We start from the raw sequence: 24,857 nt of genomic DNA, 5'->3' as shown, positions 1-24,857 counted from the left end.
CCCTATCAGAAAGGGCGAAAGGGAAAGGGAGATGCAGGTCACAGCCTTGGGACCATGAACTGCGGCAGTACGGAGGTAGCCGGCCTTGCTGCAATTATGGGGAAGGTCGTTAACGGGGCCGGTAGCTGACCGGCAGGTTCTGCCAGACGGAGGGCAAAAGCCGACGCTGGATCCCGACCAAGTGTTGCTGACGATTCCAGCGGAACGCGTTAAATAGGTTCCTCAGTCTGGGGCTTAAATCAGCGGCATTGGGGATCGGTATAGAGTGATAAACGGCAACGAGGTTGAAGACGAGACCGACTATGTGCTCAAGCCTGCGTTCTGGCTAAACGGCCAAGCACTCGGATTTCCAGTGCAATTCGACCTGGTATTGAAGCATCTCCGCCAGGATATGCGCGACGACTGGTATTTCGACTGCCTGCAGTACGATGACCTCTTCAACAACCCAGCTGAGGCGAAACAGATCATCATCTCGCTCCTGCAGGAATGGAACGGGGAATATCGCGGCACGCGCAGCGTCGTCCGCAACATCCCGAAGAAGGGATATGGCGAGCGCTATGGGCTAGAAACCGATTTCTTCGACCGCTTCGTCTATCAGGCAATCTGTAGCTTTTTGATCCCGTTCTACGACCCACTCCTGGGACACCGCGTGCTAAGCTACCGCCACGAGCCCGCTCCCCTCAATCCGAAATACCTCTTCAAGAACAAGATCGACCGCTGGTTCACGTTTGAAGGCGTCACGCTGACCTTCCGCAAATCGGGGCGGCATCTGCTTGTCACCGACCTGAGCAACTTCTTTGAAAACGTTTCGCGCGCGCAAATTATCAAGGCGCTTGAGCAGGCAGTTCCCGACCTAGTGGCGACTGGACCGGAGAAGCTGCAGATCCGTAACGCGATCGCCACCCTCGACCGGCTGCTCACGCAATGGACGTTTAGCCGCGACCACGGCCTGCCGCAGAACCGCGACGCATCGGCCTTCCTTTCCAACATCCTGTTGTCCTGCGTGGACAGAGAGATGACGAAGAAGGGGTACGACTACTACCGTTACGTCGATGACATCCGCATCATTGCCAATTCCGAGCTGCACGCACGGCGGGCTCTTCAGGACCTCATTCGGCAATTGCGGACGGTCGGCCTCAACATCAACGCTAACAAAACCGAGATCCTCGCACCTGAGGTGTCGAACGAGAAAGTCTCGGAGTACTTCCCCTCACAGGACAGCTCCACCATAGCTATCAACCAGATGTGGCAGTCACGCAGCCGACGTATCGTGACCAAGTCGGTGACGTACATCTTCGAGATCCTGAGCCGATGCATCGCGGAGGGGGACTCACAGACACGAACCTTCCGCTTCGCGGTGAATCGCGTGGCAAAAATCGTGGATTCCGGACTCTTTGACGTGGGCGACGCGCTGTCGGTCAACCTCCTCGACACGCTGTCGCGTTCGCTGTCCGAGCATGCCGTTACGACTGACCAGTACTGCCGGCTGATCGCCACGCTGGATCGCGACGGACGCTGCCTGCCGACCCTAGAGACGTTTCTGCTCGCCGAGGACGGGGCTATCCACGACTGGCAGAACTACAATATTTGGATGATGCTCGCGGTGCGGCGGCACCGCTCCGACGATCTCGTGGCACTGGCGGGCCGCAAGCTGCAGGAGGACATGAAGTCGGGAGAAGCGGCGGCCATCATGATTTGGCTCCGCTGCGTCGACGAGAAGGCCCTGATCGAGAAATGCGTCCAAGAGTTCGCGAAGCTGCCCTATCAGAACGCCCGCTACCTCCTGATCGCCTCGTCGGTGCTGGACGAAGAAGCGCGGCGTCCGCTGTACGGGCAGGTACCAGTCTCCCTGAAGGGGACGGGGCGGAGGGCCGAGCGTCACTGCAACGAGGACGGCCTCCCGTTCGCCGTGCGGGAGAGCACCGATCTCCTTAACCTCGTCGACGAGGTCAGCGGCTATGATTGACCTGGCCTACAGGCTGCTGCTCTTCATGAAGGACTTCACAGGCAGAGGAGCGGACGCCTTCTACTGGTTCCAAGACGGGCAGCTCCAAGAGACCGACGCCGCGAGCGTGGTCGAATTTCCAGGCATTGTAGTGTGCCACGACTTCTGGATGATCCGCGATGCCCTGTTCGACAGAATGGGCACGCTGCCTGGCACGATCATCGACGTCGATGAGTTCCGTATCTCGATCAGCGGAATTCCCGAGGAGCGGCTCGCCCGCGAGAAGCGCGATGTCACGACGCAGCTCGGGCAGTACGGGGCCGAGCAGGAGGTCCGTGACACCTATCAGAAGATGTTTAACAAGGGCGTCGCGTTTGACGAGGCAGTCGCTACCAAGGCCGCGGCGGCGATCGTGGCGATGTACATCGACCTCTGCGCGCAGGCGTCCGCCAACGGCGAGCTCGAGCGCTTCTTGTCCGTGGAGGTGCCGGCCTATCGGTTGCTCCAGATCTCAATGTCCGCCGGGATCTTGATCGACACGGCGGGGCTCTCAGACAATCGAGCCCAGGCGGAGCACGACTACTTCCTACTGCTGAAGGACTATTCCGCGAAGCACGACATGCCGCTCGAGACGCCAAGCAAGCGCGCCATCGAGGCCAAGTTGCTCAAGGAAGGCTTCGAGCTAGACGAAGTGTCAATCGAGTACCTCCTCGAGTTCGTACCGCACGAGCGTGATTTCGGCAGCGACACCATAGCGCTCCTAGCCCTTGACACGACGCGCAGAGTGCTCGGGTCACTCACCCTGTCCACCGAAAGCACGCGACCTGTGGTGGACGTATTCGGCTCGCGCACATCTCGCGTGCAACTGCGCAGTCCGAGCCTCCAGAACATCCCGAAACGATATCGGTCGATCATCAGCGCGCACGGTAGCGCCCAGCTCGGCTATGTCGACTTCGACCAGTTCGAGGTCGGGATCATGGCAGCCCTGTCCGGCGACGAGGAGCTCAAGCGGCTCTACGCGGCGGGGGACATGTACGAGCTCTTCGCAACTACGCGCCTAGGTCTTGTCGGCAATCGGAAGGCCGCCAAGCAGCTGTTCCTGTCTTATGCCTACGGGATGAGCCGCAAGGCGCTTGTGGATGCCGCCGTCTCGCTCGGAGTTGACAGGCAGAAGGCGAAGGAGGCGTTCAGGCTCTTCCAACGCTACGAGGACTGGAAGAAGGGAGTGTGGACCGAGTTCCAGACCAGCGGCCGAGTGGCCACCGTATTAGGCAACCACTACCGCCGAGCTAAAGTAGGGCAGCTCACCGGCAAAGAGCAACGCGCGGCCGTCAGCCAGGTTGTTCAGGGCACGGCGTCGCTAATATTCAAGCGCGCGCTGCTGGCGGTAGCGTCCATCGAAGACGTAAGGGTCGTCCTGCCGATGCATGACGCCCTGCTATTCGAGTACACGCGCACCGACACGCCGGGCAGGGTCGTCGACGCCTTCCAAGGCGTCATGACTGAAGTGCTCAGCGGACGGGTCGCGGGCAAGGCGTCAATCGGCGACTTCGCCGAACGTGAGCAAATCTCGTCCGCTCCAAGAGACAACGAAGTCTGACGAGTTCAGCTCATTTAGGCGCGTCTACCAGAGCGTTTCGACAGGAAACGGTGACGGGGCCGAAAGCGGTCAGGCGTCTTCTGGGAAGACTGTGCAAGAATTTAGACGTCCCGCCAGCAGTCCCGATGTCTCGAGCAGACAGGTCTCGGACCTTACGAATGTAGACTTCCAAGCGAAGCTTTGCAGCGCATCCGCGCCAACGATGAGACCGGCGCGGATAGGCTTAATCAAATTGTCACGAATGTCAGCGGTTGTTTGATGGGGAGCTCATTCTGCAGGGCGTCAGCCTACTTCGTACGGGGATCTGCTACTCGGCATTCGCCGCATTAATATTCTTGTTTTGTTCTCAGGCATCTTACTGTATATTAGAGGTGTTGACGACAGGAATCATCGTGACGAACCCCTATTCGGCCGGCGGCGGCGGAACACACCTTGAAGCGCGAGTTGCGGCATCTGCCCTCGTAGCAGTGCTTTGCGGAGCACCTTTTCGTAGCCTGCCGGGCCTATATGCAACTGAAGTGCGCACGCAGTGCGCGGCGTTCGGCGAGCCCTTGGACGATCTGATTATCCAAGGGACATGCGAAAACGGCCTTGCGACCCACCTTCACCTCCAAATCAAGAATCGGCTCACCTTTACCGAAAGCGATTCTGAGTGGGCCGATATCCTCGGCCGTGCATGGGACACTTTTGTGGCCAGCGGTGGCGACACATCTCTGCTACGCTATGGCACCGGGTTAGGAACCTACAATGCCCGCATCGATCAGCACTATCAGACAGTACTGACCTGGGCTGCGGAAAGTATCGACGGCGACCACTTTCTTGAGCGTATTGGCAAGAAAGATTTTTCCCATCAGGACAAGAGGGCTTTCGTTGAAACCATACGCATCCATCTTACGAAACATCTCAGCCGCCCCCTAAGCGCCGATGAGCTATGGCGGTTCCTGAAAGGCTTCGTCATTCTCCACTTCGATTTTCAAACGGGCGACGGATCGCGCGACGCGGCCAGTGTCGTTGACAGGCTGGGGCACCTGCTCTCTCCTGCTGAGCGCGGTCAGGCTCGCTCTATATGGGACAATCTGGTCGCAAAGGCTGGTGAACTAATTCCGGCTGGCGGCGGGGCATCGCGCGCTACTCTTGTCGAGCATCTCATTGATGAGAGCCTGCCGACAGGCACAGCGCCGTCCTATTGGAGCGATATACAGGCGATTCACCGGGAATCCCTACGGGCGTTGGGCGATATCACCTCGGCAATCGCCGGATTGCGGCTACATAGAGATGCAGCGCACCGGCAGGTGCGTGAGGCGCTGGATAGCGGTGGGTTCATCCAGATCATTGGCGAGCCCGGCGCGGGCAAATCAGCGATCCTGAAGGCCATTGCGGAAGAGAGCGCGCGTCTTGGTCCTGTCTTTGTCTTGAAGGACCAACGCATCCATCCGCGGGGCTGGAGCGCACATGCTCATACGCTGGAGATACGCGATGATATCGGGGCGTTGCTGCGCGAGTTCGCGTGCTGTGGCGTTTCGATTCTTTTCATCGATGGCATCGACAAGATCACTGATCCTGCGGTTCAGCTCACGGTAAACGACGTGCTGCGGGCCATCGTCACCCAGGAAAGCCTTTCGAACTGGCGTGTGCTGGCGACTGTTCGGGAGCAGAATCTCAAACATCTTGAAACATGGCTTCATGAGGATGTGCTCGCCAAGCTGCCTCTCCGCAGCATCACGGTTGCTGCGTTCAGCAAGGCCGAACTGGATGTGGTGGGCGAGGAAATCCCCCGGCTGCGGCCGCTGCTGGCCCAGTCCGGCAGCATGGATGTTGTCCTCAAACGGCCTTTTTTCCTGAAGGCGATCGCGGGTTTAACCGGCCAGGGCAGCGCAGCACATGTACCGGCTACGGAAGTTGAACTGCTGCAACTATGGTGGACGCTTGGCGGATCCGACCGAAGCGACTTTTCACCAGCGCAGCACCGACGTAACGCCCTTCTCGACTTGGCGCAGCGGCTTGCCCAATCGCCGAACTCGGCGATCACGATTCGCAATCTTGCGCCGGAACCACTTGCCGAACTCATTAGCGCGGGCGTCTTACGCGAAAATGCCGTCGGCCATTCCGTCGTGTTCGCGCACGACATCTACGAGGAATGGGCGCTTTGCGAAGTCTTGGTTGGCGAGCAGGAGAGCGTCGCCGCTTACCTTCAACAGGTTGGGCAGCCGCAAACGCTAGTGCGTCCAATGCAATTGCTGGGTGCCTATGTGCTTGAAACGACCCGAACCAGAGAACAATGGAAGGTTCTTCTGGAACAGATGGCCGCGCCGTCATTGCAGCCGGTATGGCAACGGGCTGTGCTGACCTCCTGCTTTCAATCAACGCGTACCGCCGAACTTCTCGACTATGTGACTGACGAATTGCTGAAGAACGGCGGCGAACTCCTTCAGCGACTGTTGCTAGCGATCGCCACGCTGGAGGTCATTCCAAATCCTCTTTTCCTTGACGAACAACTCGTCCCGGACATGAATGCGGCAGAGCGGGCGCGTTTTGCGCATTACGCGGCTCTGCCCAAGCCGATTATCTGGGTACGGTTCCTCGACTGGCTGGTGCCACGGATCCCCCATTTGCCGCCATCGCTCATTCCGGACTTGTTACCGGTCCTGGCGACTTGGCAGAGCAACTATGCGGGCGGCAACATCCGGCATTGCCGCGAAATCGGGGGGCTGAGCTATCACTGGCTGATAGAGTTTGAATCGGCCTGCCATCCAATCAAATGGAAAGACCGCCGAGATCCGTTCGGTATTGATCTTCCCCATGATGACGAGGAGAAGATCGAAAAGAGCTTGCGCTCGCTGTTTCTCTCATCGGCAGGAAACGTGCCAGAGCTAGCCGCGCAATATCTGCGAGAGATGGCGCAGGACAAGCGCAGGCGAAAGCGGTTTCGGGCTGGAGTCATTCAAAACTGCGGCGCGCTGGTGAAGCATCTCCCAGCAGAGTTCGTCGATTTTTTCCTGAAAGCGTTCATTGAAAAGCGTGACGCTCATCGTGATCCGTTCGGCAGCTATGACCGGTTTTTCATGGAAAAGTTTGGGATTGCCGATCATCAGCAATTCTATCCGGCATCGCCGATTCAAGCTCCGTTTCTGGCCCTTTTACGGCACAATGAAGAACAGGGGCTCAGGCTGGTTCATGTCTTGTGCAATCATGCCATTTCGGTTTGGCGCTGGGCACGTTCAAGAGGCTCTTATCGCCGCGAGTCATTGACGCCACTGCCGGTGCGCGTGACGTTGCCATGGGGACGTCAAACGTTTTGGGGAGACAATCAGACCTACCTCTGGTTCCGGGGCTATTGGGGCAACGATGCCGTGAAATCCGCGCTCATGGCGTTGGAGCAATGGGCGTTCGAGCAGATTGAAATGGGCGCGGATTTTGGCGAGGTTTTTCGCAAGGCGATCCAAGGGAATGACACCGTTGCGGTGCTTGGCCTCGGCGTGAGTCTATGCCTCGCCTACCCGGAAAAAGCGGTCGCCTGTTCGGTCGGTTTGGTGACCTGCCCGCATCTGTGGGAATGGGACATCGCCCGCTTCATTCAGGATAGAAGCACGCCGTCCAACGAAATCGGGAACTGGTATCAATACGAAATGCAGCTCAAAGCGGTGCGGGCACTGAACCGCAAGCCGCATCGCGGGCAAGACGTGCGCTCCTTGGCGCCGCGGCTGTTTATGTCCAACGACGCGGCACTCAAGCGCACCTATCTGCGCGGCATACGGAGTTTCCCGAAACGTCTGCCGTTCCTCTATGAGGAAGAGAAGCAGCATGCAGAGCATGTGGCAGCGCTGCGTGAGAAAATGCAGCTCTTTTCCGAACAAGGCGATCCAAAGTACCTAAAGGCGGCTCAGACGCCAGATGGCACCCAAATCCAGATTTGGATCGAACCACCATCGTTGCAACAGCCGCAATATCAGGAACAGCGGCGCGAGAATGAGCAACTGAATGAATTTTCCGGATTGGCGCTATGGGCGGTCAAGTCGCTGGAAAACGGCCAGCTCCATGAAAATCTCACGGTCGAGCACGCAATTGCGAAGGGCAAGGAGCTCGATGGCGACGATATCTTTGATGGATTAGGGCTGGATTTTCTCGTGCACCAACGTGCAGCAGCCGTTGCTGGCGCTGCATTCGTCACGGCGAGTTATTGCGAGGATGGCGCTTGGACTGATGAGATCGGCGACTGGTGTCTCGATGTGTTCGGCCGAGCAGCGACCGGGCCTGAAGAACCCGATGACATATCGATCCGCGATGGGTTGCTCGTGATGCATCCGGCTGTGTTCGCGGCCCATGGATATTCAGCACTGTTGGCGCGTGGCTTTGCAGCCGAACGCTGCATGAATGCGATTCTTTCCCTTGCCGTGGATGCGCTGGCAGGGGTTGTTGAAGCGGTCTTTATCTCTGCGAAAGCTTATGCGGTGGCGCACCCCAAATTCTATTGGACGCTGTTGGATATCGGGCTTCGACAGTGCGTTCTCGACCGAGAAGAGATACCTGAATTTCATTCGATAGCATGGGACAAACGCGAGGCGGCACGGAATCTGTCGCTCCTTGAACGTGCGGACACGCTTCTCCAATCGCAAGTAGTCACCAATCTTCCCGACATCCCGATGCCGTGGATCAAGACGGGACAGCCGGTCGTGCGAGGGAACCGCGAGACCGACGGATATGACCGCAATGACACAATTTTCATGTTCAACCTTGCGGAGAAAATCCTCTTCAAAGCGACGTTTGATCCGATCTTGAATCAGGGGGAAATGCGCCCGTTGTTCTTGCGCCTGCTTGATCAACTGATGGAATGGAACATCCAGGAAATCGTCCCGCCCTTCGCTACGTCTCGGCGTGAACATCTTGGCGACCACACACCCTTTGAATGGGTGTTCGGTTTTTCCGCCTGGTGCGGAAAGGTTTGTTCGGCCTTGACGCCAGAGGAATGTCGCCAAGTCTTTCTGCAGCGAATTTTTGCGCAAGACAACGAGACCGCGCTGCTCGTTATGCAGAGCCTGATGCGCTCCTTCATGATCAACGCATTCCTCGTTCCGAGTGCGATCAAGGATGCACATGTGGCCCTATGGAAAGAGATGGCGGAATGGGTGTTTAGCAATCCAGAGTGGCGGCATCGCGAGCGACAGCAATATCTCGACCGCGAGTTCCAAAGCTGCGCGCAGAGCCTGCTGTTTTGCATGACGCCTGATTTCTCGCCCAAGATATGCGGCATTGCGCCGAACTGGCCCCATTGGGGGAAGTTCATGCCGATCATAGAGCGTGCGATTCGGGAGTTCGGCCTTCACAAATCGCTGTTCTCGACAGTGGCCATATTTCTCAAGAATGGCGGCGCGGATTTGTTGCCTGATCCGGCGCTTGGCTGGTTGCACGACATCGTCGTTGAGAAAAAGCGCGACCTCCCGTTCTGGAACCAGCACGGCGATCACGCGGTAGAAATCATCAAATCAGTCGTTGAAAAAAAGGCGGCGAGCTTGACGGCCGAGCACCAGGATATGATTTCGCTCATCGCCGACATTCTGGTGGATAACGGCGTCAGGGGCGCGGGGTCCTTTCAGCAGGAGCTCTTACGGGCGAGCCAATAGTCTGAATGATGGAAGTAGCGCAAGCGCGACCGACAGGATGGTGCCCATAATGCCCGCTTTTGGCAAATTTCTAAGCCCATCTCTGCGGCCGCGACGAGGTGCATGATTGCCGTTCAAAGGCTCCTACGCGACTTTTGCGCGGGAGAAAAAATCGGCAATCAACCGGAAGCGATTCGAACGTTTTCACCGCCGAACGCCGTCGTTTCTGAGCCTTTTGTCGCACCGGCCGTCCTTCGTTCTATGCATAGGCGTACGCTCGGCCGCTACAGCATGTATTGTGGAGGGCAATCGGTGGTATTTGGCGTGCCGTCTCAGGCGAGATGAGAACTACGTCTACGCTATAGCCCTCTAAAGCGAAAACAACCGCCGTCGGTATCCCCATTTTCGTAGAAAATCTCCGACCCGCGGCCGGCGACCTATAGGTCGGGAAACGGCTCGAGCCTTTTCGGGCTAATCTTCGTCTCCTTGGGCAACTCGGCCAGCAAACGGCGAGCGAGATCGCCGAGAGGGTCGGTCCGGTCTTGGGTGACATGGACGAGCCACGCAATTGCTATGCGGGCAGACCCGTTGCGCACTTTGTGTTTGCCTTGTCGGCCAGTCAGCGCGCTTCTCCACCCTTTTTCGACTACACTCAGGTCGATGTGACTGAGAATGCTTTCGAAGGCTTCCGGCGCGACCTGCCGACACACGCGCAGGAACAACAATGCATCGTCGAAGAAGCTTGGGCTTTCCTCGGAGAGGGCCTTGGCCATCAATGCTGGATGATTGCCAAGCAACGCTTGAACCAGCTCTGGCCGGCGCTTGTGAAATTCAGCCAGGACGACCGCGCCCAGCTGCCATCGACCAGACAGGTTGACCCGAGCGCCCCGCTCTATCTGCCGAAACGCAGCTTTCGGCGCGATAATGGCGAACCGCGCGTCGAGCCTGTCGATCTCCTCGATATGCTCTTCGATCAGGCGGGCGACTTCCTTTCGCCCGGCCTTGCTCGCATGACATTGAGCAATGAACATGTCCGCATTATGCGGCAGCTTCGCCCAGTTGTCGCCAACGGCTGCTTCGACCGCCTTCCAGTCTAGCGCAGCGACCGTCTCATCATAGATATCCCGACGAGATGTGTGCAGGACATTGAGCAGTTCTGCCGCGCCCTGGAATCCGCGCGGCGTCAGTTGTGAAAGCTTGGCTGCGAGCGCCTTCGGCTCCCATACCGAGCACAACTCGCTGGCGATCGCGCGCGATCGCGCGGTCGGTGCCAACTTGCCCCTATATACCCCCAAGGGGTCGAAGACCCGGAGAGTGCTTCCAAATATATCGTCCAACTGTTCGATGGCGTCGATCGGGTTGGCACGCATCCGTTCGGCGATCGCCGGCCCCAGCGCCTCGGCACAATCGAAGCCGAACTCCCGGTCCAGGTAGGTGAATTGCTCACAGAACCATGCAGCGTGGTAGATTTGGCTCGAAGCCGGCCAGTTGGCGATGAACCTCAGCGCCTTTCTACGATCAACGCGGGTGAGATAACGGGCGATCCATTCCGGCGTCAGCGCGCCGAAGGACTGCGAGACCATTTTTGTGATCTCGCAGGCAAAGTCTGCCGACGCCGCTTCCATTGCTTGGTTTAACGCATCGGCGATCGCTTCAGGGTTTGAGGCGCGGATGATCGCCCGACCGAAGCGCCGGTTGCGGTAAGTGCCGTTGATGAATGCCCCGACCCGGTAGGCCGCCTCGGGCATCGGCCTGCTGAACCAGCTGGCAATCGTCTCAACCTGCGCTTTGGTGGGGTACTTAAAATAGTCATCGATGTAGCTGTCGATCTCACGCAGTGCGTATGCCGCCGCAGCGATGTCCGCCGGCTCGTGCGCGTTCCAGCACCGATCGAGAAAGGGCTCAAGCAAGTCGCGCCCAATGAGAGGGGTCCAGATTACATTGCCTCGGCTCATTCGGAATTGTGTGAGCAGACTGCCGAGACCTGCGAGGGGCATCATCGGGTCGGCCAAAGTGTGACCAATCATAGCGGCGAGCTGCTGGCGCCCGCCTTTGTCTTGTTCAGTCAGGATCGGATCGAAAACTTCGGCGGAGAAACGTTGGTGCGGGCAGCGCAGGTCGCTGGCGGCGAGGACGAGGCGTTGTTCGACGAGCCATGCGATAGCACGCTCGGCGGCGTCTGGCGCAACTTGTGCGGCCCCGAGCAAGGGGGCGAGGTCGCTCGCGCCTGCACGTGCGTCCCGTGACGCGAGTTGACGGATTGCCACAGCCCCGAGCACAATGTCAGCGCCAGCCGCGCGGGCGGAAGCGATGATCGACCGCACCCGGCGCCACCCGCCGCTCAAGACGAAACAGAACTGCCAAGGGAAATCGGATTGGGCTGCGGCATCGAGCCGCCAGTCAATGCTCTCTTCGCCAAGCCCGTCGCCGATCCGATCATCAATTGTGCGAACCGCCGCCAAGGTCTCGTCGCGTCGGGCGCGCAACTCGTCCGCGATCACCCGGACCGCACGCTTGGCATCGAGATGTATTGTGCCGGGCCGAGTGCCCGCTCCGTCAACGCTGGTGAACGTCGACAAGAGCAGCTTCGTCTCGCTCGCGCACTGCTCGGCAAGCACGAGCCCATGAGGAGAGGCGAGATGGGCGTCATCGATAAGATGTACGGTCGGCGCATCATCGTCGGTCAGCTGGATCCGCGCGCTTGCTGGATCGATCAGCCGCAAGACGCGATAGCCTTTACCCGCCCAGGTCTCGGCTGCCTGGAGCGCGCAAACCGACTTTCCCGCGCCCGGCACGCCTGCAAGCCTTGCCGAATAGCTTACCTTCAGCTCCCGGACGAGGTCCCCAGCTTCCGGCAATCGCGGACATTGCATGGTGTCTGCCGCGCCGAGCGCTCGACCGAGCAGCGCCGGACCTAAACCGCGGCCTTGGTCGAAGCGAACCGGCTGCCAGGCGCCCTTCGCATCCGCGGAAGGGTGGTTCGCCGCAACGGTGAATTGCTCGATCATGGCGAACACCTCGTCGCGGCGAGGCAACGCGCGCACGGCGGCAAGCAGCTCCTGCATATGGCCGCCATGCTCAGGATAGAATTGCTCGATGACCTTTGGGTGTTCGCCCATCAAAGCGACCAAGGCTTCCCAACCGAGCACATTGACCGGAAAGGCGCCCCGCGCTTCACGTTTCGCCGAGCGAACCCTAGCGTGCTCCTGCAGGACTCCATCGGTCGGCGCAGTGGTTGCGAGGAACCAATAGGCGGGCTCGGGCTGGAAATGCTCGGCCTTGGCGAGCTCGGCGTCGAAATCGGCGGTCGTGACCTTTCCGCCATAGTTCGCATCCTTGCCTTTGCATTGGACGCAGTGCGTGCCGGCATGAGGTCCGCATGCCCGTCCCCAGACGTCGACGCCGTGCTGGGGCTGGCCCGTCCGACCGTTTTTCTGCGTGTAGGGATCGCCCCATACCGCCGCGAACAGGCAGCGACACAAGTCCTCGAACCGGCCCCAATCCTTGGGCGGCAGAATCTGGAGGGCGGTGAATTCCATCGCTCGCGGCCTCAGAGTTATTTGGTCCAAGAGGTGGCCGATTACGCCGCACGACGGCGCTGGTGCCAATCGTGGGTGCGCTCCATGCCAGCCTCTATCCACTAGGTAAGCGCATCGACCTCATCGAGAGCTTTCGCCAAGCCGTGGGCGCTCACCTTGCGATTTGGCATGAGCAACGAAGCCAGCGAGTCCCGCTCGTCAGAAATAGAAGCATCCATACTCCTATAACTCGCGCATTTGTTCTTGGCTGAGCAAGCACGAAATTGAGGAGAAAACCTTTACCGTGACAGCCACTCTCATCTGGCACCATCCTTTCACGCGGCGACTCATCTATCGGTAGCGAGCCGGCCATCTGAGGAAGTGGCAAGAGCTCGGGAGATGCTCTTTGTCATGCCGTTTCAATACGACGGCCAAGCCTCAATAACGGCCATCTAGCTGAGCCGTCGTACCGATGAACGAACGGCAGCTTCCAGGATCACCATCAGATTCACTGAACGACCGATATTAAGGCGCAAAGCCGTCGCCTAAATTGGCGACGTGATTCAGCTTCTGACATAGTCTACCTCTTTGTTAGCGAAGGCGAAAAAGGGAAAGAGACACACTTATGCGGCCTTCGCCTTCCCGCTCGTGACGAACGCCGCCCAATCCTTCATCAGCTTTGCGCGCTTCACCAGATAGTCGGTACGCTTGTAGGCCAGCTCCACGGCGTTGCCGACTTCATGCGCAAGGCTGGCTTCCACGATCTCGCGGGGATGATTGGTCAGCTCGGCCGCCCATGTCGAGAAGCCAGAGCGGAAGCCATGTACCGTCTCGCCCTTGCCGCCACGCAAGCCCCGAAGGCATTGCAGCATCGCCATGTTGGACAGCGGCTGGGTGGGATCGTGGGCCGCGAACACATGGTCGCCACGGCGCGGCAGCGACTTCAGCAACGCCACCGCAGCATCCGACAGCGAGACGCGATGCTCCTTGCCGGCCTTCATCCGTTCGGCGGGAATCACCCAAACCTTCGCCTTCAGGTCTATCTCGTTCCATGTCGCCCCGATGGTCTCGCCGGTACGCGCCGCCGTCAGGATAGTGAAGCTGAGCGCCCTGGCGCTGATCGATGTCAGTTCGCCGAGACGCTTCATCAGGGCGGGGATTTCGGCATAAGGAACCGCACCATGATGCGCGGTCTTGCGCTGGACCTTGCCCGGAGCCGGCAGGCGATGGCTCAGACCTTCCTTCCACCGTGCCGGATTCTCCCCCGAGCGAAGGCCGGTCGCCCGTGCCCAGTCCAGAACACGCTCCAGACGACCGCGCAGCCGCGTGGCAGTTTCCGTCTTCGTCGTCCAGATCGGCTCCAGAATCTTGAAGACATGATCGGCATCGACCTGATCGACGGCCAGCTTGCCGATGACCGGATTGGCATAGGTCTCCAGCGTCGATGTCCACTGCGCGATGTGCTTCTCGTTCTTCCAGCCTGCCTTGTGCGTTTCGACATACTTCTTCGCGCACTCGGCGAAGGTCATCGCGGCCGGGCGACGTTCGGCCTTGCGGGCCTTTGCAGGATCGATGCCGTCGAGGATGAGCCGCTGGCTGGCAAGCGCCCTGCGTTTCGCTTCAGTCAGCGTGAGTACACGCGCCGGCCCCAGCCCCATCCATGTCGGGCGACCCTTGAACCGATAGCGCAGGAGCCATGAGCGTGTCGCGCCGCCGCGGCGAATTTGCAGATAGAGACCATGATCGACGCGGTGCAGGCCGTCCATGGTCAAGGCCTCGACCTCGCGGGCGGTGAGGGATTTGGGCATGATCGGACCACAAAATCGAAAACATACACGTCCAGAGAGGGTATAATTACCACGTTCCGCTGAGCATGAACATACTAAAAAACATACACTCCTTTGTTGGAAATCAGTAAAACTCACGAGACGCCAGCAGACAATTGGACAGTAGCACAACCACTATCAACATACTGAAAAACAAGGATTTTACCCAGAGAAATCCCTTGTATATCAAGGATCTGCCAAACCCCTTGAAACCCGCCTTCCAGCGGACATCCTCTCCGCCACCATTGAAATAAAAAATCCAAGCATTTTCAAAGCCGTTATCATTACCGGCAAAGCTGGCAGCCGATCAAACTGCTATTCACTTTATGGCATAAGCCTCAGATTCTCCGGTGAAAGCCAGCCCTTGTTCATATTTGCCTCCTGCATCTGAGCAGGGTGGCCAGATGGTGCTTTCCGATCTGTCTGGAATCGGGCTAGGTCACAATCATTCAGGAGGAAACGCATGTTCAGTCACGTCATGGTCGGCTCGAATGATCTCGAGCAATCCAAAAAGTTTTATGATGCCATTTTCACCGCTTCAGGTGGCACCGCAGGTACGATCGATCCGAAGGGGCGCGTTGTTTACAGCAAAGGCGGGCCTCGTTTCATGATTACGGCGCCGATCAACGGAGATTCCGCATGCCATGCCAACGGCGGCACGATCGGTTTTGCCCTTTCGTCGCCCGATGAGGTTGATGCATGGCACGCGGCGGGGGTTGAAAACGGGGGAACGTCGATCGAAAACCCGCCCGGTATCCGCGAAGTCGGAAGCCGGAAGTTATATCTGGCCTATCTTCGTGACCCCACAGGCAACAAGCTTTGCGCAAGCGCACTGGCTCCGTGACCGCATAGATTCCCGGCCATGTTCTGATCCGCATTGATGCTGCGGCGCCGTTGCTGATGGCCAGATGTAACCGGTGTGGGCGACAAGGGAGCGACATGCCCAGACATGCGGCATGGCGGAGATGCCTTTCAGGCGACCCGCCATGCCGGATCCGCTCCGTAGCAGTTGCTCCAGCCACGCCCCCCCGGCAGAGCCTCAAAATCACACATCGCTCCCAAGAGGTAACTACGGAAGCCTTTGCCCGGCGTGAGGGAACAGGGGACCTTGCTCCGCGCCTGCGGCTGCGCTTAAAGCATTGTGTGAGGTCTCGGGGGCTATTTGCGCTGGAGACATCCGGGCTTGCTATTCAAGATGTGCGGTTGCCTTGAAAAGCACCCGCCGTGTGAATGCAGCCCGTTTCGGCCGCAACCGTTTTGACGACTGGATCGCCATGCCCATCTATCCGCCGTTCACGCCCATTATCTCAGCCCTGCCCTCGACCGTTCCGTTCGTGGGGCCGGAAGCGCAGGAGCGCGCAGGCGGCCAGAAATTCCGTGCCCGGATCGGCGCCAATGAAAGCAGCTTCGGTCCCTCCCCTAGCGTCATCGCCAGTATGACCGAGGCCGCGCCCGACATGTGGATGTATTGCGATCCGGACAATCACGACGTCAAAGTCGCGGTCGCAGCCCATCATGGCGTGAAACCTGAGAACATCGTGATCGGGGAAGGCATAGACGGGCTGCTGGGGCTGATCGCACGCATGTATGTGGGCGCGGGCGAACCGGTGGTGACGTCGCTTGGCGCCTATCCCACGTTCAATTTCCATATTGCCAGCGTCGGCGGCAGGCTGGTGCCGGTGCCATACAAGAATGACCGCGAAGATCTTGACGGGTTGCTGGAAGCGGTGCGCCGGGAAAATTCCCGGCTGGTCTATCTCTCCAATCCCGACAATCCGATGGGAAGCTGGTGGGATGCCGACGAGATAAACCGCTTTGTCGAAGCCCTGCCCGAAACCACCATGTTCATTCTCGACGAGGCCTACTGCGAGCTGGCGCCGGCTTCCGCCCTGCCGGCAATCGATGTTTCGTGCCCTAACGTGGTGCGCATGCGCACCTTCTCCAAGGCTTACGGGCTTGCAGGCATTCGCTGCGGGTATGCCATCGGAGAAGAGGCGGTTATCGCCGCCTTCGAGAAGATCCGTAATCACTATGGCGTCAGCCGCATGGCGCAGATCGCGGGCGAGGCCGCGATCAAGGATCAGGCATGGCTGGCAGAGGTGGTGCGCAAGGTGGAAGCCGGACGGCAGCGCATCGCCGCGATCGCTGCGGAAAATGGGCTCGACGCCCTGCCCTCCGCCACCAATTTCGTGGCCGTGGACTGCGGCAGGGACGGCGCTTTTGCGCTGAAGGTGCTCCAGAACCTGCTGGCGCGTGAGGTGTTCATCCGCAAGCCGATGGTGGCCGGGCTTGATCGCTGTGTCCGCATCAGCGTCGGGCTCGACCACGAGCTCGATATTCTGGCTGAGGAACTGCCGAAAGCACTGGCCGCCGCTCGCGCGGGATAGGCTGGCTGTTCATCGGGAGACCATACGCAGAGCCCAGCGACGGCCATCGCTGGTGAAGTGGGTCAGGCTGAGAGGCTGAACATCTACTGCCCGGAAAGCCTGCGATGGCGCGCCAAGCACTTCGCAGACGGCAGCACGAATGACTGCGGGGTGCGTGATTGCAAGCGTATGCCCCGAAAGGCCGAGGTTTTCCTTCAGAAAAGCCGCGATACGCCGGCGCAGATCGTTCAGCGTTTCGCCGCCGTGCGGTGCAACATCCGGGTCGGACATCCATGCGGCAAGTTCCGCCGGATCGAGCTCGGCAAGCCTGCGGCCGGCCCACAAGCCGAAATTCTGGTCGGCCAGCGCCGCGACAGGCTCCCCCTTCAGGCCCAGAGCATTCGCCGTTTCCAGAACCATGAGCTCCGGCCCGTGCCAGACACGATCCGCATCCGGGATTTGAGTGGCCAGCCTTTGCGCCTGAGAGAGCGATTTCTGCTCCAACGGTTCATCCCGATGAAAGGCATTGCGGCGCAAAGCGGCGGTCGCACCACAACAAATCAGGGTCAGGCGTCCTGTCATATTCTCTCGCGTCTCCCCTTCAGTTCAATTGACAGCCATACAGGACGGCGGGTAATTTCGGCAAAGGTTACGGATCCGGAAGCTGGTGAAAATCCAGCACGGTCGCGCCACTGTGACCGGCAGGAGTGCCGGAAGTCAGACCTTGGTTCGTCTCCCCAGCTTGCATGAACGGGACGCAGGATCCCAGGGAGAAGCACGATGTCCGACATTACTTTTGCACCAGACGTGCGGCCGGTTCCTATTCCGGTTCGCGAAATCATGCCATGGGCCATTTTCGGCGGCCTGCTCATGATTCTGGGCATCTATTTCATCGGCGCGGAAGAAGGGGCAACGACCCTGTTCTCAAGCCTGAGCACGCATGAATTTGTTCATGACGCGCGTCACCTCCTCGGCTTCCCCTGCCACTGAAAGAACAGCGCCATGGTTGGAAATCTTCTGCTTCGCGGGATGCTGATCGGCGTCCTCGCTGGTCTCTTCGCATTCGGTTTTGCCCGCGTGTTCGGCGAACCTCACATCGACACCGCCATCGCTTATGAAGAAGCGGCGGCCGCAGCCTCCGGCGAACCGGCCGAGGAAGAGGAAGAGCTGGTCAGCCGCGAAACGCAGGCCGGACTTGGCCTGCTGACAGGTTCGGTCGTCTATGGCGCCGCCATCGGCGGGCTGTTCGCGCTGGTCTTCGCCTTCGTCTACGGGCGTGTCGTCACGCTCACGCCCCGCGCCACCGCCGGCCTGCTGGCGATCGCCGCCTTCATCGCCGTGGTGATTGCCCCAGCCATGAAATATCCGGCGACGCCGCCGGCCGTCGGCAATCCCGAAACGATCGGCGAGCGCACCGAGCTGTTCTTCGTCATGCTGATCGTCTCGATCATAGCGGCCGTGATCGCCGTTGCGCTGGCGCGGCGACTGTGGAGCCAGCTGGGCGGCTGGAATGCCGGCATCGTCGGAGGCCTCGCCTTCCTCGCCATCATCGCCATTGCCCAGTATGCGCTGCCGACGGTAAACGAGATTCCAGAAGGCTATTCGGCCGATCTGATCTGGCATTTCCGCACCTCCTCGCTCGGCATGCATGCGGTGCTGTGGACGGTGATCGGGCTCGGCTTCGGCGCGGTTGCCGAGCGTGCGCTGGCGACCCGCCAGCGCGGCCGGACGGCCTGAGATATGCAGGCGCGGCACGCTTCTCCTCTGGCGCGTGCCGCGCTTGTTCTTGCCCTTGCAGCGACGGGTTTTGCCAGCAGAGAGGCCGAAGCGCACCGGCGCTTCAACCCGGAAGAAATCAAGGGCATTCCGATCGCCAGCCTGTCGCACGGGCAGATGGCGGTGATCGCCGACTACCGCAGCGACATCATGAAACTGGCCGCGCAGGAGCGGCAGATGGACGACACCTTCGTGCGCCTGCTGAACTATGGCAACATCCAGTACACCTATTGCCTGTGGGGTCTGGTTCCCGGCACACTGGCCGACGAGGAAAGCCCCTTCAACGAATGCGCCCACGCCTATCTGTCGGCCGCGCGCGAACTACTTTCCCACATGCGTGAAACATCGGCCAACAAGGAGGCGGTCGAAGATCTCGTGTCGCGCATCGATGCGGACATGGTGCGCAAGGAATCCTCCTTCGTGCTATGCCAGTACAGCGCCGACACCTTCGATACGGCCAGCGTGGTTCGCCCCGTATGGAGCGATATTCCCAAACATTTGCCGAGCCTCGCCGCCTTTTCCGGGTTGGGGCTGGCCTTAGCCGCGGCAGGAATGGTGCTCGGCAAGGGACGCTCGCGGCCTGACAACCACAACTGAGTTCACAATCGACCTGCTATCCCCTGCTATTCATGATCTTGTCTGCCTCTTGAATTAATTGAACGTGCGTTTTATTAAAGGAGTGGAGGAACCCGATGGCACGCACTGCAGGATCGGATGGCGAGAGAACGGAAGCGGCGATCCGCGAGGCGGCCGTCGATCTGATCGCGCGCCATGGCTACGAGGCTGTATCCATGCGCCAGCTTGCGGCGCGGGTCGGCGTCCAGGCGGCGGCGCTCTACCGCTACTTTCCCACCAAGGAAGACCTGCTCTTCACCCTGATGCGCGAGCACATGGAGGCATTGCTCGGCGCATGGAGCGAGGCGCGCCCTGCCACCACGGACGCCACCACGCGCCTTGCCACCTTCGTCGCAAACCACATCGCCTTCCATATCGAACGGCGTTCGCAGACCCATATTTCCAACATGGAGCTGCGCAGCCTCTCACCCGAACGGCTGACCTTCATCCTGCGGCTGCGCACTTCTTACGAAAAAGAGCTGCGCGCCATCCTGCGCGACGGCGCGGAAGCCAGCGTCTTCGATTTGGACGACATCGGGCTCACCGCCATGGCGGTGATCCAGATGATCACCGGCGTCATCGTCTGGTTCCGGCCGGACGAGCGGCTTTCGGTGGAAGGGGTGACGCAGACCTATCTTTCCATGACAATGCGCCTTGTCGGGGCGACCACGAACCGGGAGACACAGCATGTACACGCAGGCACTCGACTTCGGGCTTGACGAAGACGTCGCGGCACTTCGCGACCTCGTTCACCGCTTCGCGCAGGAAAAGGTCGCGCCGCTGGCGGCGGAAATCGACCGTAGCAATGAATTCCCTGCCCATCTGTGGGGCGAAATGGGCGCGCTCGGCCTGCTCGGCATGACCGCCAACCCGGCCTTCGGCGGAACCGGCATGGGCTATCTGGCGCATGTGGTGGCGATGGAGGAGCTTTCGCGCGCCTCCGCCTCGGTCGCTCTCTCCTACGGCGCGCATTCGAACCTGTGCGTGAACCAGATCAATCGCTGGGGTACCGACGCCCAGAAGGAAAAGTACCTGCCGGCGCTGTGTTCGGGCGCTGCGGTCGGCGCGCTGGCCATGTCCGAGCCCGGTGCGGGCTCCGACGTGGTGTCGATGCGGCTGAGGGCCGAGAAGAAGAACGACCGCTTCGTGCTCAACGGCACCAAGATGTGGATCACCAACGGACCGGACGCCGACACGCTGGTGGTCTACGCCAAGACCGATCCGGAGCGGAAATCGCGCGGCATCACCGCCTTCCTGATCGAAAAGGGCTTTGCCGGTTTTTCGGTGGCGCAAAAGCTCGACAAGCTCGGCATGCGCGGCTCCAACACCGGCGAACTGGTGTTCGAAAATGTGGAAGTGCCCTTCGAGAACGTTCTTGGCGAGGAAGGCAGGGGCGTCGAGGTGCTGATGTCCGGCCTCGATTACGAGCGCACCGTGCTTTGCGGGGGACCGCTCGGCATCATGGCCGCCTGCCTCGACGTCGTGGTGCCCTATGTGCGCGAGCGAAAACAGTTCGACCGCCCGATCGGCGACTTCCAGCTAGTGCAGGGCAAGCTCGCCGACATGTACACAACGCTGAACGCCTGCCGGGCCTATGTCTATGCGGTGGCCTCTGCCTGCGACCGCGGCCAGACCACGCGCAAGGATGCGGCCGGCTGCATTCTCTACTCGGCCGAAAAGGCTACGCAGACGGCGCTCGACGCCATCCAGCTTCTTGGCGGCAACGGCTACATCAACGATTATCCGACGGGGCGGCTGCTGCGCGACGCCAAGCTCTACGAGATCGGCGCCGGCACGTCGGAAATCCGCCGCTGGCTGATCGGCCGCGAGATCATGAGCGAGGAGATCTGAGGTGGCGGTGCTTCGCTCGCAGATCTCCCCTTCTTCCGACACCTTCCGCGCCAATGACGAGCGTATGCGCGCATTGGTGGAGGACATTGCCGCCAAGGCCGAAACCGTGCAGCGGGGCGGCACGGAGGAGTCGCGCCAGCGCCATGTGAAGCGCGGCAAGCTTTTGCCGCGCGAGCGGCTGGCGCAACTGCTGGATGCCGGCTCGCCCTTCCTCGAAATCGGCCAGTTCGCCGCATGGGACATGTATGGCGGCGACATCGCCTCGGCCGGCATGATCGCGGGCGTCGGCCGCGTCGAAGGGCGCGAGGTGATGATCGTGGTCAACGACGCCACGGTCAAAGGCGGCACCTATTATCCGATGACCGTGAAGAAGCATCTTCGGGCGCAGGAGATCGCGCGGGAGAACAACCTGCCCTGCGTCTATCTGGTCGATTCCGGCGGCGCGAACCTGCCCAACCAGGACGAGGTTTTCCCGGACCGCGAGCACTTCGGCCGCATCTTCTATAACCAGGCCACCCTGTCGGCGGCCGGCATTCCGCAGATCGCCTGCGTGATGGGCTCGTGCACGGCGGGCGGCGCCTATGTGCCGGCGATGGCCGACGAATCGATCATGGTGCGCAAGCAGGCGACGATCTTCCTTGGCGGCCCGCCGCTGGTGAAGGCCGCGACCGGCGAAGATGTCAGCGCCGAGGAACTGGGCGGTGCCGACCTGCACACGCGCGAATCCGGCGTGGCCGATCACCTCGCTGTGGACGACGAGCATGCGCTGGCGATCACGCGGCGTATCGTCAGAAATCTGAATCGAAAGAAGGAGATCGGGCTCGATCTTCGCGAACCACGCCCACCGCTTCACGATCCGCGCGAACTTTACGGCATCGTGCCGACCGATCTTCGCCAGCCCTATGACGTGCGCGAGGTGATCGCGCGCATTGTCGACGGCTCCGACTTCGACGAATTCAAGCAGAATTACGGCACCACGCTGGTGACGGGTTTCGCGCACCTCTACGGCATGCCGGTCGGCATCATCGCCAACAATGGCGTGCTGTTTTCCGAAAGCGCGCAGAAAGGCGCGCATTTCATCGAGTTGTGCTGCCAGCGCGGCATTCCGCTGGTGTTCCTGCAGAACATCACCGGCTTCATGGTCGGCAAGAAGTACGAGGCCGGCGGCATCGCCAAGGACGGCGCAAAGCTGGTGACGGCGGTGGCCACGGCCAGCGTGCCGAAGGTGACGATGATCATCGGCGGCTCGTTCGGCGCCGGCAATTACGGCATGTGCGGACGCGCCTATTCGCCCCGCTTCCTTTGGATGTGGCCCAATGCCCGCATTTCGGTGATGGGCGGCGAGCAGGCGGCCATGGTGCTGGCGCTGGTCAAACGCGAAGGCATCGAGCGCAAGGGCGGCACCTGGAGCGCGGAAGAGGAAGCGGAGTTCAAGCAGCCGACGCTGGAGAAATACGAGCGCGAAGGCCATCCGCTCTATTCCTCGGCACGGCTGTGGGACGACGGCATCATCGATCCGGCCCGCAGCCGCGAGGTGCTGGCGCTGTCGCTTTCGGCAGCGCTCAACGCACCGGTGCCGGACACCAAGTTCGGCCTGTTCAGGATGTGAGGGCGGCCATGTTCAAGAAGATACTCATCGCCAACCGGGGCGAGATCGCCTGCCGCATCATCCGCACCGCGAGGCGCATGGGCGTGGCGACGGTCGCCGTCTATTCCGACGCAGATGCGGGTTCCATGCATGTGGCCATGGCCGACGAAGCGGTTCGCATCGGCCCCGCACCCGTAACCGAAAGCTATCTCGTCGGCGAACGCATCGTCGCCGCGGCGCTGGAGACCGGCGCCCAAGCCATTCATCCGGGCTACGGCTTCCTGTCGGAAAACCCCGATTTCGTGGACCGCGTGGTCGACGCCGGGCTGGTCTTCATCGGTCCCTCCGCCGCCTCGATCCGGGCCATGGGCCTCAAGGATGCGGCCAAGCGGCTGATGGAGAAGGCCGGCGTGCCGGTGGTGCCCGGCTATCACGGCGAGGCGCAGGACATCGTGCTGCTCGCCTCCAAGGCCACTGAAATCGGCTATCCGGTGCTGATCAAGGCGCGCGCCGGCGGCGGCGGGCGCGGCATGCGGCGCGTCGATCATCCGGGCGATTTTGCCGAGGCGCTTTCTTCAGCACGGCGCGAGGCCAAGGCCGCTTTCGGCGACGACCGAGTGCTGGTCGAGAAATATGTCGAGAAGCCGCGCCACATCGAGGTGCAGGTGTTCGGCGACAATCACGGCAATGCCGTGCATCTGTTCGAGCGCGACTGCTCGGCTCAGCGCCGCCACCAGAAGGTGATCGAGGAGGCCCCCGCCCCCGGCATGACCGACGAGATGCGCGCCGCCATGACCGAAGCCGCGATCAAGGCGGCGAAGGCCATAGCCTATTCCGGTGCCGGCACCATCGAGTTCATCGTCGATGCCTCGCAGGGGCTGCGGCCCGACCGCTTCTGGTTCATGGAGATGAACACGCGCCTTCAGGTCGAGCATCCGGTGACCGAGATGATCACCGGGGTCGATCTGGTGGAATGGCAGTTGCGCGTTGCCCATGGCGAGGTGCTGCCGCTGCGCCAGGACGAGATCGAGCTCGACGGCCACGCATTCGAGGCGCGGCTTTACGCCGAGGACGCCGCGCGCGGTTTCCTGCCGGCGACCGGAACGCTGCACCATCTGTGGTTCCCCGATGAAGCCGCGCCCGGCACGTCGCTTCGCGTGGAAACCGGCGTGCGTGAAGGCGATACGATTTCGCCCTTCTATGATCCGATGATCGCCAAGCTGGTGGTTCACGGGCCGGATCGTAAAACGGCGCTCGACGGGCTCGGCGACATGCTGGCTGAAACCGAAATTGCCGGCTCGACGGTGAACACCGCCTTCCTTGCCGCCCTTGCCGCGGACCCGGATTTCGCCTCCGGCGACGTCGATACCGGACTGATCGGGCGCAAGCAGGACGAGCTGACCGCAATTCCTGCCCCTTCCGGGGCGGTGGTGGCCGCGGCCGTTCTGTCCGCGTCCGGCCTTTCCGACATGGCGAATGCCGGCGATCCATGGTCCGCGCTTGCCGGCTATGCGCATTTCCATGCAACGCCCAGACGCGTCACACTCGGCTATGGTGAGGAAGTCGTCAGCGCCAAGGTGGGTGTCGAGGCAGGCCGGACATTCGTCGAACTGGATGCACGCGATGGCGAAACGCTTCGCCTGCTTCCGCCATCGATCAATCTGGCGCGCTGGCTGGGTCATGTCAGCGTCTTCGACGGGCCGGTCAGCTACACATTCGCCGTTCCCGACCCGCTGGACCGGGCCGACGAAGCGGGCGGCGGCACCGACAGCCTGCGCGCGCCGATGCCGGGGCTGGTGAAGGTGGTGCGGGCTGCCGCTGGCGACAGTGTGACGAAGGGGCAACCTCTGCTCATTCTTGAGGCCATGAAGATGGAACATTCCATCGCAGCACCTCATGACGGCGTGATCGTGGAGATCGCCACGGAAGGCAGTCAGGTGAGCGACGGAACGGTACTTGTGCGCTTTGCCGAACAGGCAGGCGAGTGAACAGCCAGACTGACGAAGGGCGCCTGCTGCCTTTGCTGCCCGCGAACTGAGCCTGTTCTCCGGCCGCGGGACGCTGGAAAAGCCGAAAGCCACGCCGATCTTGTTCCGATCGGTCGCGGCCCGGCTTGCGTGGGTGTTTATCTGCATGGCATCGCCCCTCTGTTAAGGGTCCGATGCTCAAGACGCG

Annotated in this window: 15 protein-coding genes and 1 riboswitch; of the genes, 12 read left to right on the top strand and 3 right to left on the bottom strand. The window is 60.7% G+C overall.

Going from position 1 to position 24,857, the window contains the following annotated elements; genetic code table 11:
- Nucleotides 1–265: 265 nt before the first annotated feature.
- From HNR59_RS08580 to HNR59_RS08570, 3 genes are all read left to right on the top strand, one after another.
- A complete protein-coding gene (locus tag HNR59_RS08580; RefSeq protein WP_183828657.1) occupies nt 266–1,966 on the top strand; it encodes a reverse transcriptase domain-containing protein in 1,701 nt (566 codons plus the stop codon).
- The gene (locus HNR59_RS08575; RefSeq protein ID WP_183828653.1) at nt 1,959–3,545 is read left to right on the top strand and encodes a DNA polymerase; all 1,587 of its coding nucleotides are present in this window, start codon (nt 1,959–1,961) and stop codon (nt 3,543–3,545) included. The genes HNR59_RS08580 and HNR59_RS08575 overlap by 8 nt, the downstream gene beginning before the upstream one ends.
- 392 nt (nt 3,546–3,937) lie before the next feature.
- Nucleotides 3,938–9,163, top strand: a complete 5,226-nt coding sequence (locus HNR59_RS08570) for an ATP-binding protein (protein WP_183828650.1) — start codon at nt 3,938–3,940, stop codon at nt 9,161–9,163.
- A gap of 416 nt (nt 9,164–9,579) precedes the next feature.
- Here HNR59_RS08570 and HNR59_RS08565 read toward each other — a convergent pair whose 3' ends face one another.
- Nucleotides 9,580–12,681, bottom strand: a complete 3,102-nt coding sequence (locus tag HNR59_RS08565; RefSeq protein ID WP_183828646.1) for a hypothetical protein — start codon at nt 12,679–12,681, stop codon at nt 9,580–9,582.
- A 602-nt stretch (nt 12,682–13,283) separates the two neighbouring features.
- Nucleotides 13,284–14,468 carry a tyrosine-type recombinase/integrase gene (locus tag HNR59_RS08560; RefSeq protein ID WP_183828643.1) on the bottom strand — a complete coding sequence of 395 codons (1,185 nt, stop codon included), beginning with the start codon at nt 14,466–14,468 and terminating at the stop codon, nt 13,284–13,286.
- Nucleotides 14,469–14,949: 481 nt separating this feature from the next.
- Between HNR59_RS08560 and HNR59_RS08555 the strand changes: the two genes are divergently transcribed.
- Both HNR59_RS08555 and HNR59_RS08550 read left to right on the top strand, forming a co-directional pair.
- A complete protein-coding gene (locus tag HNR59_RS08555; protein ID WP_183828640.1) occupies nt 14,950–15,330 on the top strand; it encodes a VOC family protein in 381 nt (126 codons plus the stop codon).
- Between the two features lie 430 nt (nt 15,331–15,760).
- Complete coding sequence (locus HNR59_RS08550) at nt 15,761–16,873, top strand: pyridoxal phosphate-dependent aminotransferase (protein WP_183831458.1); 1,113 nt, start codon at nt 15,761–15,763, stop codon at nt 16,871–16,873.
- Nucleotides 16,874–16,882: 9 nt separating this feature from the next.
- On the opposite strand, the gene HNR59_RS08545 is transcribed toward HNR59_RS08550, so the two are convergent.
- Complete coding sequence (locus HNR59_RS08545) at nt 16,883–17,434, bottom strand: histidine phosphatase family protein (protein WP_183828637.1); 552 nt, start codon at nt 17,432–17,434, stop codon at nt 16,883–16,885.
- A 69-nt stretch (nt 17,435–17,503) separates the two neighbouring features.
- A riboswitch (adenosylcobalamin (AdoCbl) riboswitch) is annotated at nt 17,504–17,585 on the top strand.
- A gap of 47 nt (nt 17,586–17,632) precedes the next feature.
- On the opposite strand from HNR59_RS08545, the gene HNR59_RS08540 reads away from it, so the two are divergent.
- From HNR59_RS08540 to HNR59_RS08510, 7 genes are all read left to right on the top strand, one after another.
- On the top strand, nt 17,633–17,842 hold the full coding sequence (locus HNR59_RS08540; RefSeq protein WP_183828634.1) for a CbtB-domain containing protein: 210 nt from the start codon (nt 17,633–17,635) through the stop codon (nt 17,840–17,842).
- Between the two features lie 12 nt (nt 17,843–17,854).
- Complete coding sequence (locus HNR59_RS08535; RefSeq protein WP_183828631.1) at nt 17,855–18,589, top strand: CbtA family protein; 735 nt, start codon at nt 17,855–17,857, stop codon at nt 18,587–18,589.
- Between the two features lie 3 nt (nt 18,590–18,592).
- Nucleotides 18,593–19,225 carry a hypothetical protein gene (locus HNR59_RS08530; RefSeq protein ID WP_183828628.1) on the top strand — a complete coding sequence of 211 codons (633 nt, stop codon included), beginning with the start codon at nt 18,593–18,595 and terminating at the stop codon, nt 19,223–19,225.
- 95 nt (nt 19,226–19,320) lie between these two features.
- Entirely contained in the window at nt 19,321–19,962 is a 642-nt protein-coding gene (locus tag HNR59_RS08525) for a TetR/AcrR family transcriptional regulator (protein WP_183828626.1), read from the top strand.
- The gene (locus HNR59_RS08520; protein ID WP_183828623.1) at nt 19,931–21,094 is read left to right on the top strand and encodes an isovaleryl-CoA dehydrogenase; all 1,164 of its coding nucleotides are present in this window, start codon (nt 19,931–19,933) and stop codon (nt 21,092–21,094) included. Before HNR59_RS08525 ends, HNR59_RS08520 begins: the two co-directional genes overlap by 32 nt.
- Nucleotide 21,095: 1 nt before the next feature.
- Nucleotides 21,096–22,703, top strand: coding sequence for a carboxyl transferase domain-containing protein (locus HNR59_RS08515; RefSeq protein WP_183828620.1), 1,608 nt, complete (start codon nt 21,096–21,098; stop codon nt 22,701–22,703).
- Between the two features lie 8 nt (nt 22,704–22,711).
- Nucleotides 22,712–24,670 (top strand): acetyl/propionyl/methylcrotonyl-CoA carboxylase subunit alpha, encoded by a 1,959-nt coding sequence (locus HNR59_RS08510; RefSeq protein ID WP_183828617.1) that lies wholly within the window; start codon nt 22,712–22,714, stop codon nt 24,668–24,670.
- Nucleotides 24,671–24,857 lie beyond the last annotated feature (187 nt).

Source organism: Aquamicrobium lusatiense (genome assembly GCF_014201615.1).
Taxonomy (GTDB): Bacteria; Pseudomonadota; Alphaproteobacteria; order Rhizobiales; family Rhizobiaceae; genus Mesorhizobium; species Mesorhizobium lusatiense.
This window is presented reverse-complemented; position numbering and strand designations above follow the sequence as displayed.

What these genes read in the sequence shown, in the direction of transcription:
- HNR59_RS08575 (WP_183828653.1), top strand. Translation starts at nt 1,959, where the DNA reads ATGATTGACCTGGCCTACAGGCTGCTGCTCTTCATGAAGGACTTCACA.
- HNR59_RS08565 (WP_183828646.1), bottom strand. Translation starts at nt 12,681, where the DNA reads ATGGAATTCACCGCCCTCCAGATTCTGCCGCCCAAGGATTGGGGCCGG.
- HNR59_RS08560 (WP_183828643.1), bottom strand. Translation starts at nt 14,468, where the DNA reads ATGCCCAAATCCCTCACCGCCCGCGAGGTCGAGGCCTTGACCATGGAC.
- HNR59_RS08555 (WP_183828640.1), top strand. Translation starts at nt 14,950, where the DNA reads ATGTTCAGTCACGTCATGGTCGGCTCGAATGATCTCGAGCAATCCAAA.
- HNR59_RS08550 (WP_183831458.1), top strand. Translation starts at nt 15,761, where the DNA reads ATGCCCATCTATCCGCCGTTCACGCCCATTATCTCAGCCCTGCCCTCG.
- HNR59_RS08545 (WP_183828637.1), bottom strand. Translation starts at nt 17,434, where the DNA reads ATGACAGGACGCCTGACCCTGATTTGTTGTGGTGCGACCGCCGCTTTG.
- HNR59_RS08540 (WP_183828634.1), top strand. Translation starts at nt 17,633, where the DNA reads ATGTCCGACATTACTTTTGCACCAGACGTGCGGCCGGTTCCTATTCCG.
- HNR59_RS08535 (WP_183828631.1), top strand. Translation starts at nt 17,855, where the DNA reads ATGGTTGGAAATCTTCTGCTTCGCGGGATGCTGATCGGCGTCCTCGCT.
- HNR59_RS08530 (WP_183828628.1), top strand. Translation starts at nt 18,593, where the DNA reads ATGCAGGCGCGGCACGCTTCTCCTCTGGCGCGTGCCGCGCTTGTTCTT.
- HNR59_RS08525 (WP_183828626.1), top strand. Translation starts at nt 19,321, where the DNA reads ATGGCACGCACTGCAGGATCGGATGGCGAGAGAACGGAAGCGGCGATC.
- HNR59_RS08520 (WP_183828623.1), top strand. Translation starts at nt 19,931, where the DNA reads ATGTACACGCAGGCACTCGACTTCGGGCTTGACGAAGACGTCGCGGCA.
- HNR59_RS08510 (WP_183828617.1), top strand. Translation starts at nt 22,712, where the DNA reads ATGTTCAAGAAGATACTCATCGCCAACCGGGGCGAGATCGCCTGCCGC.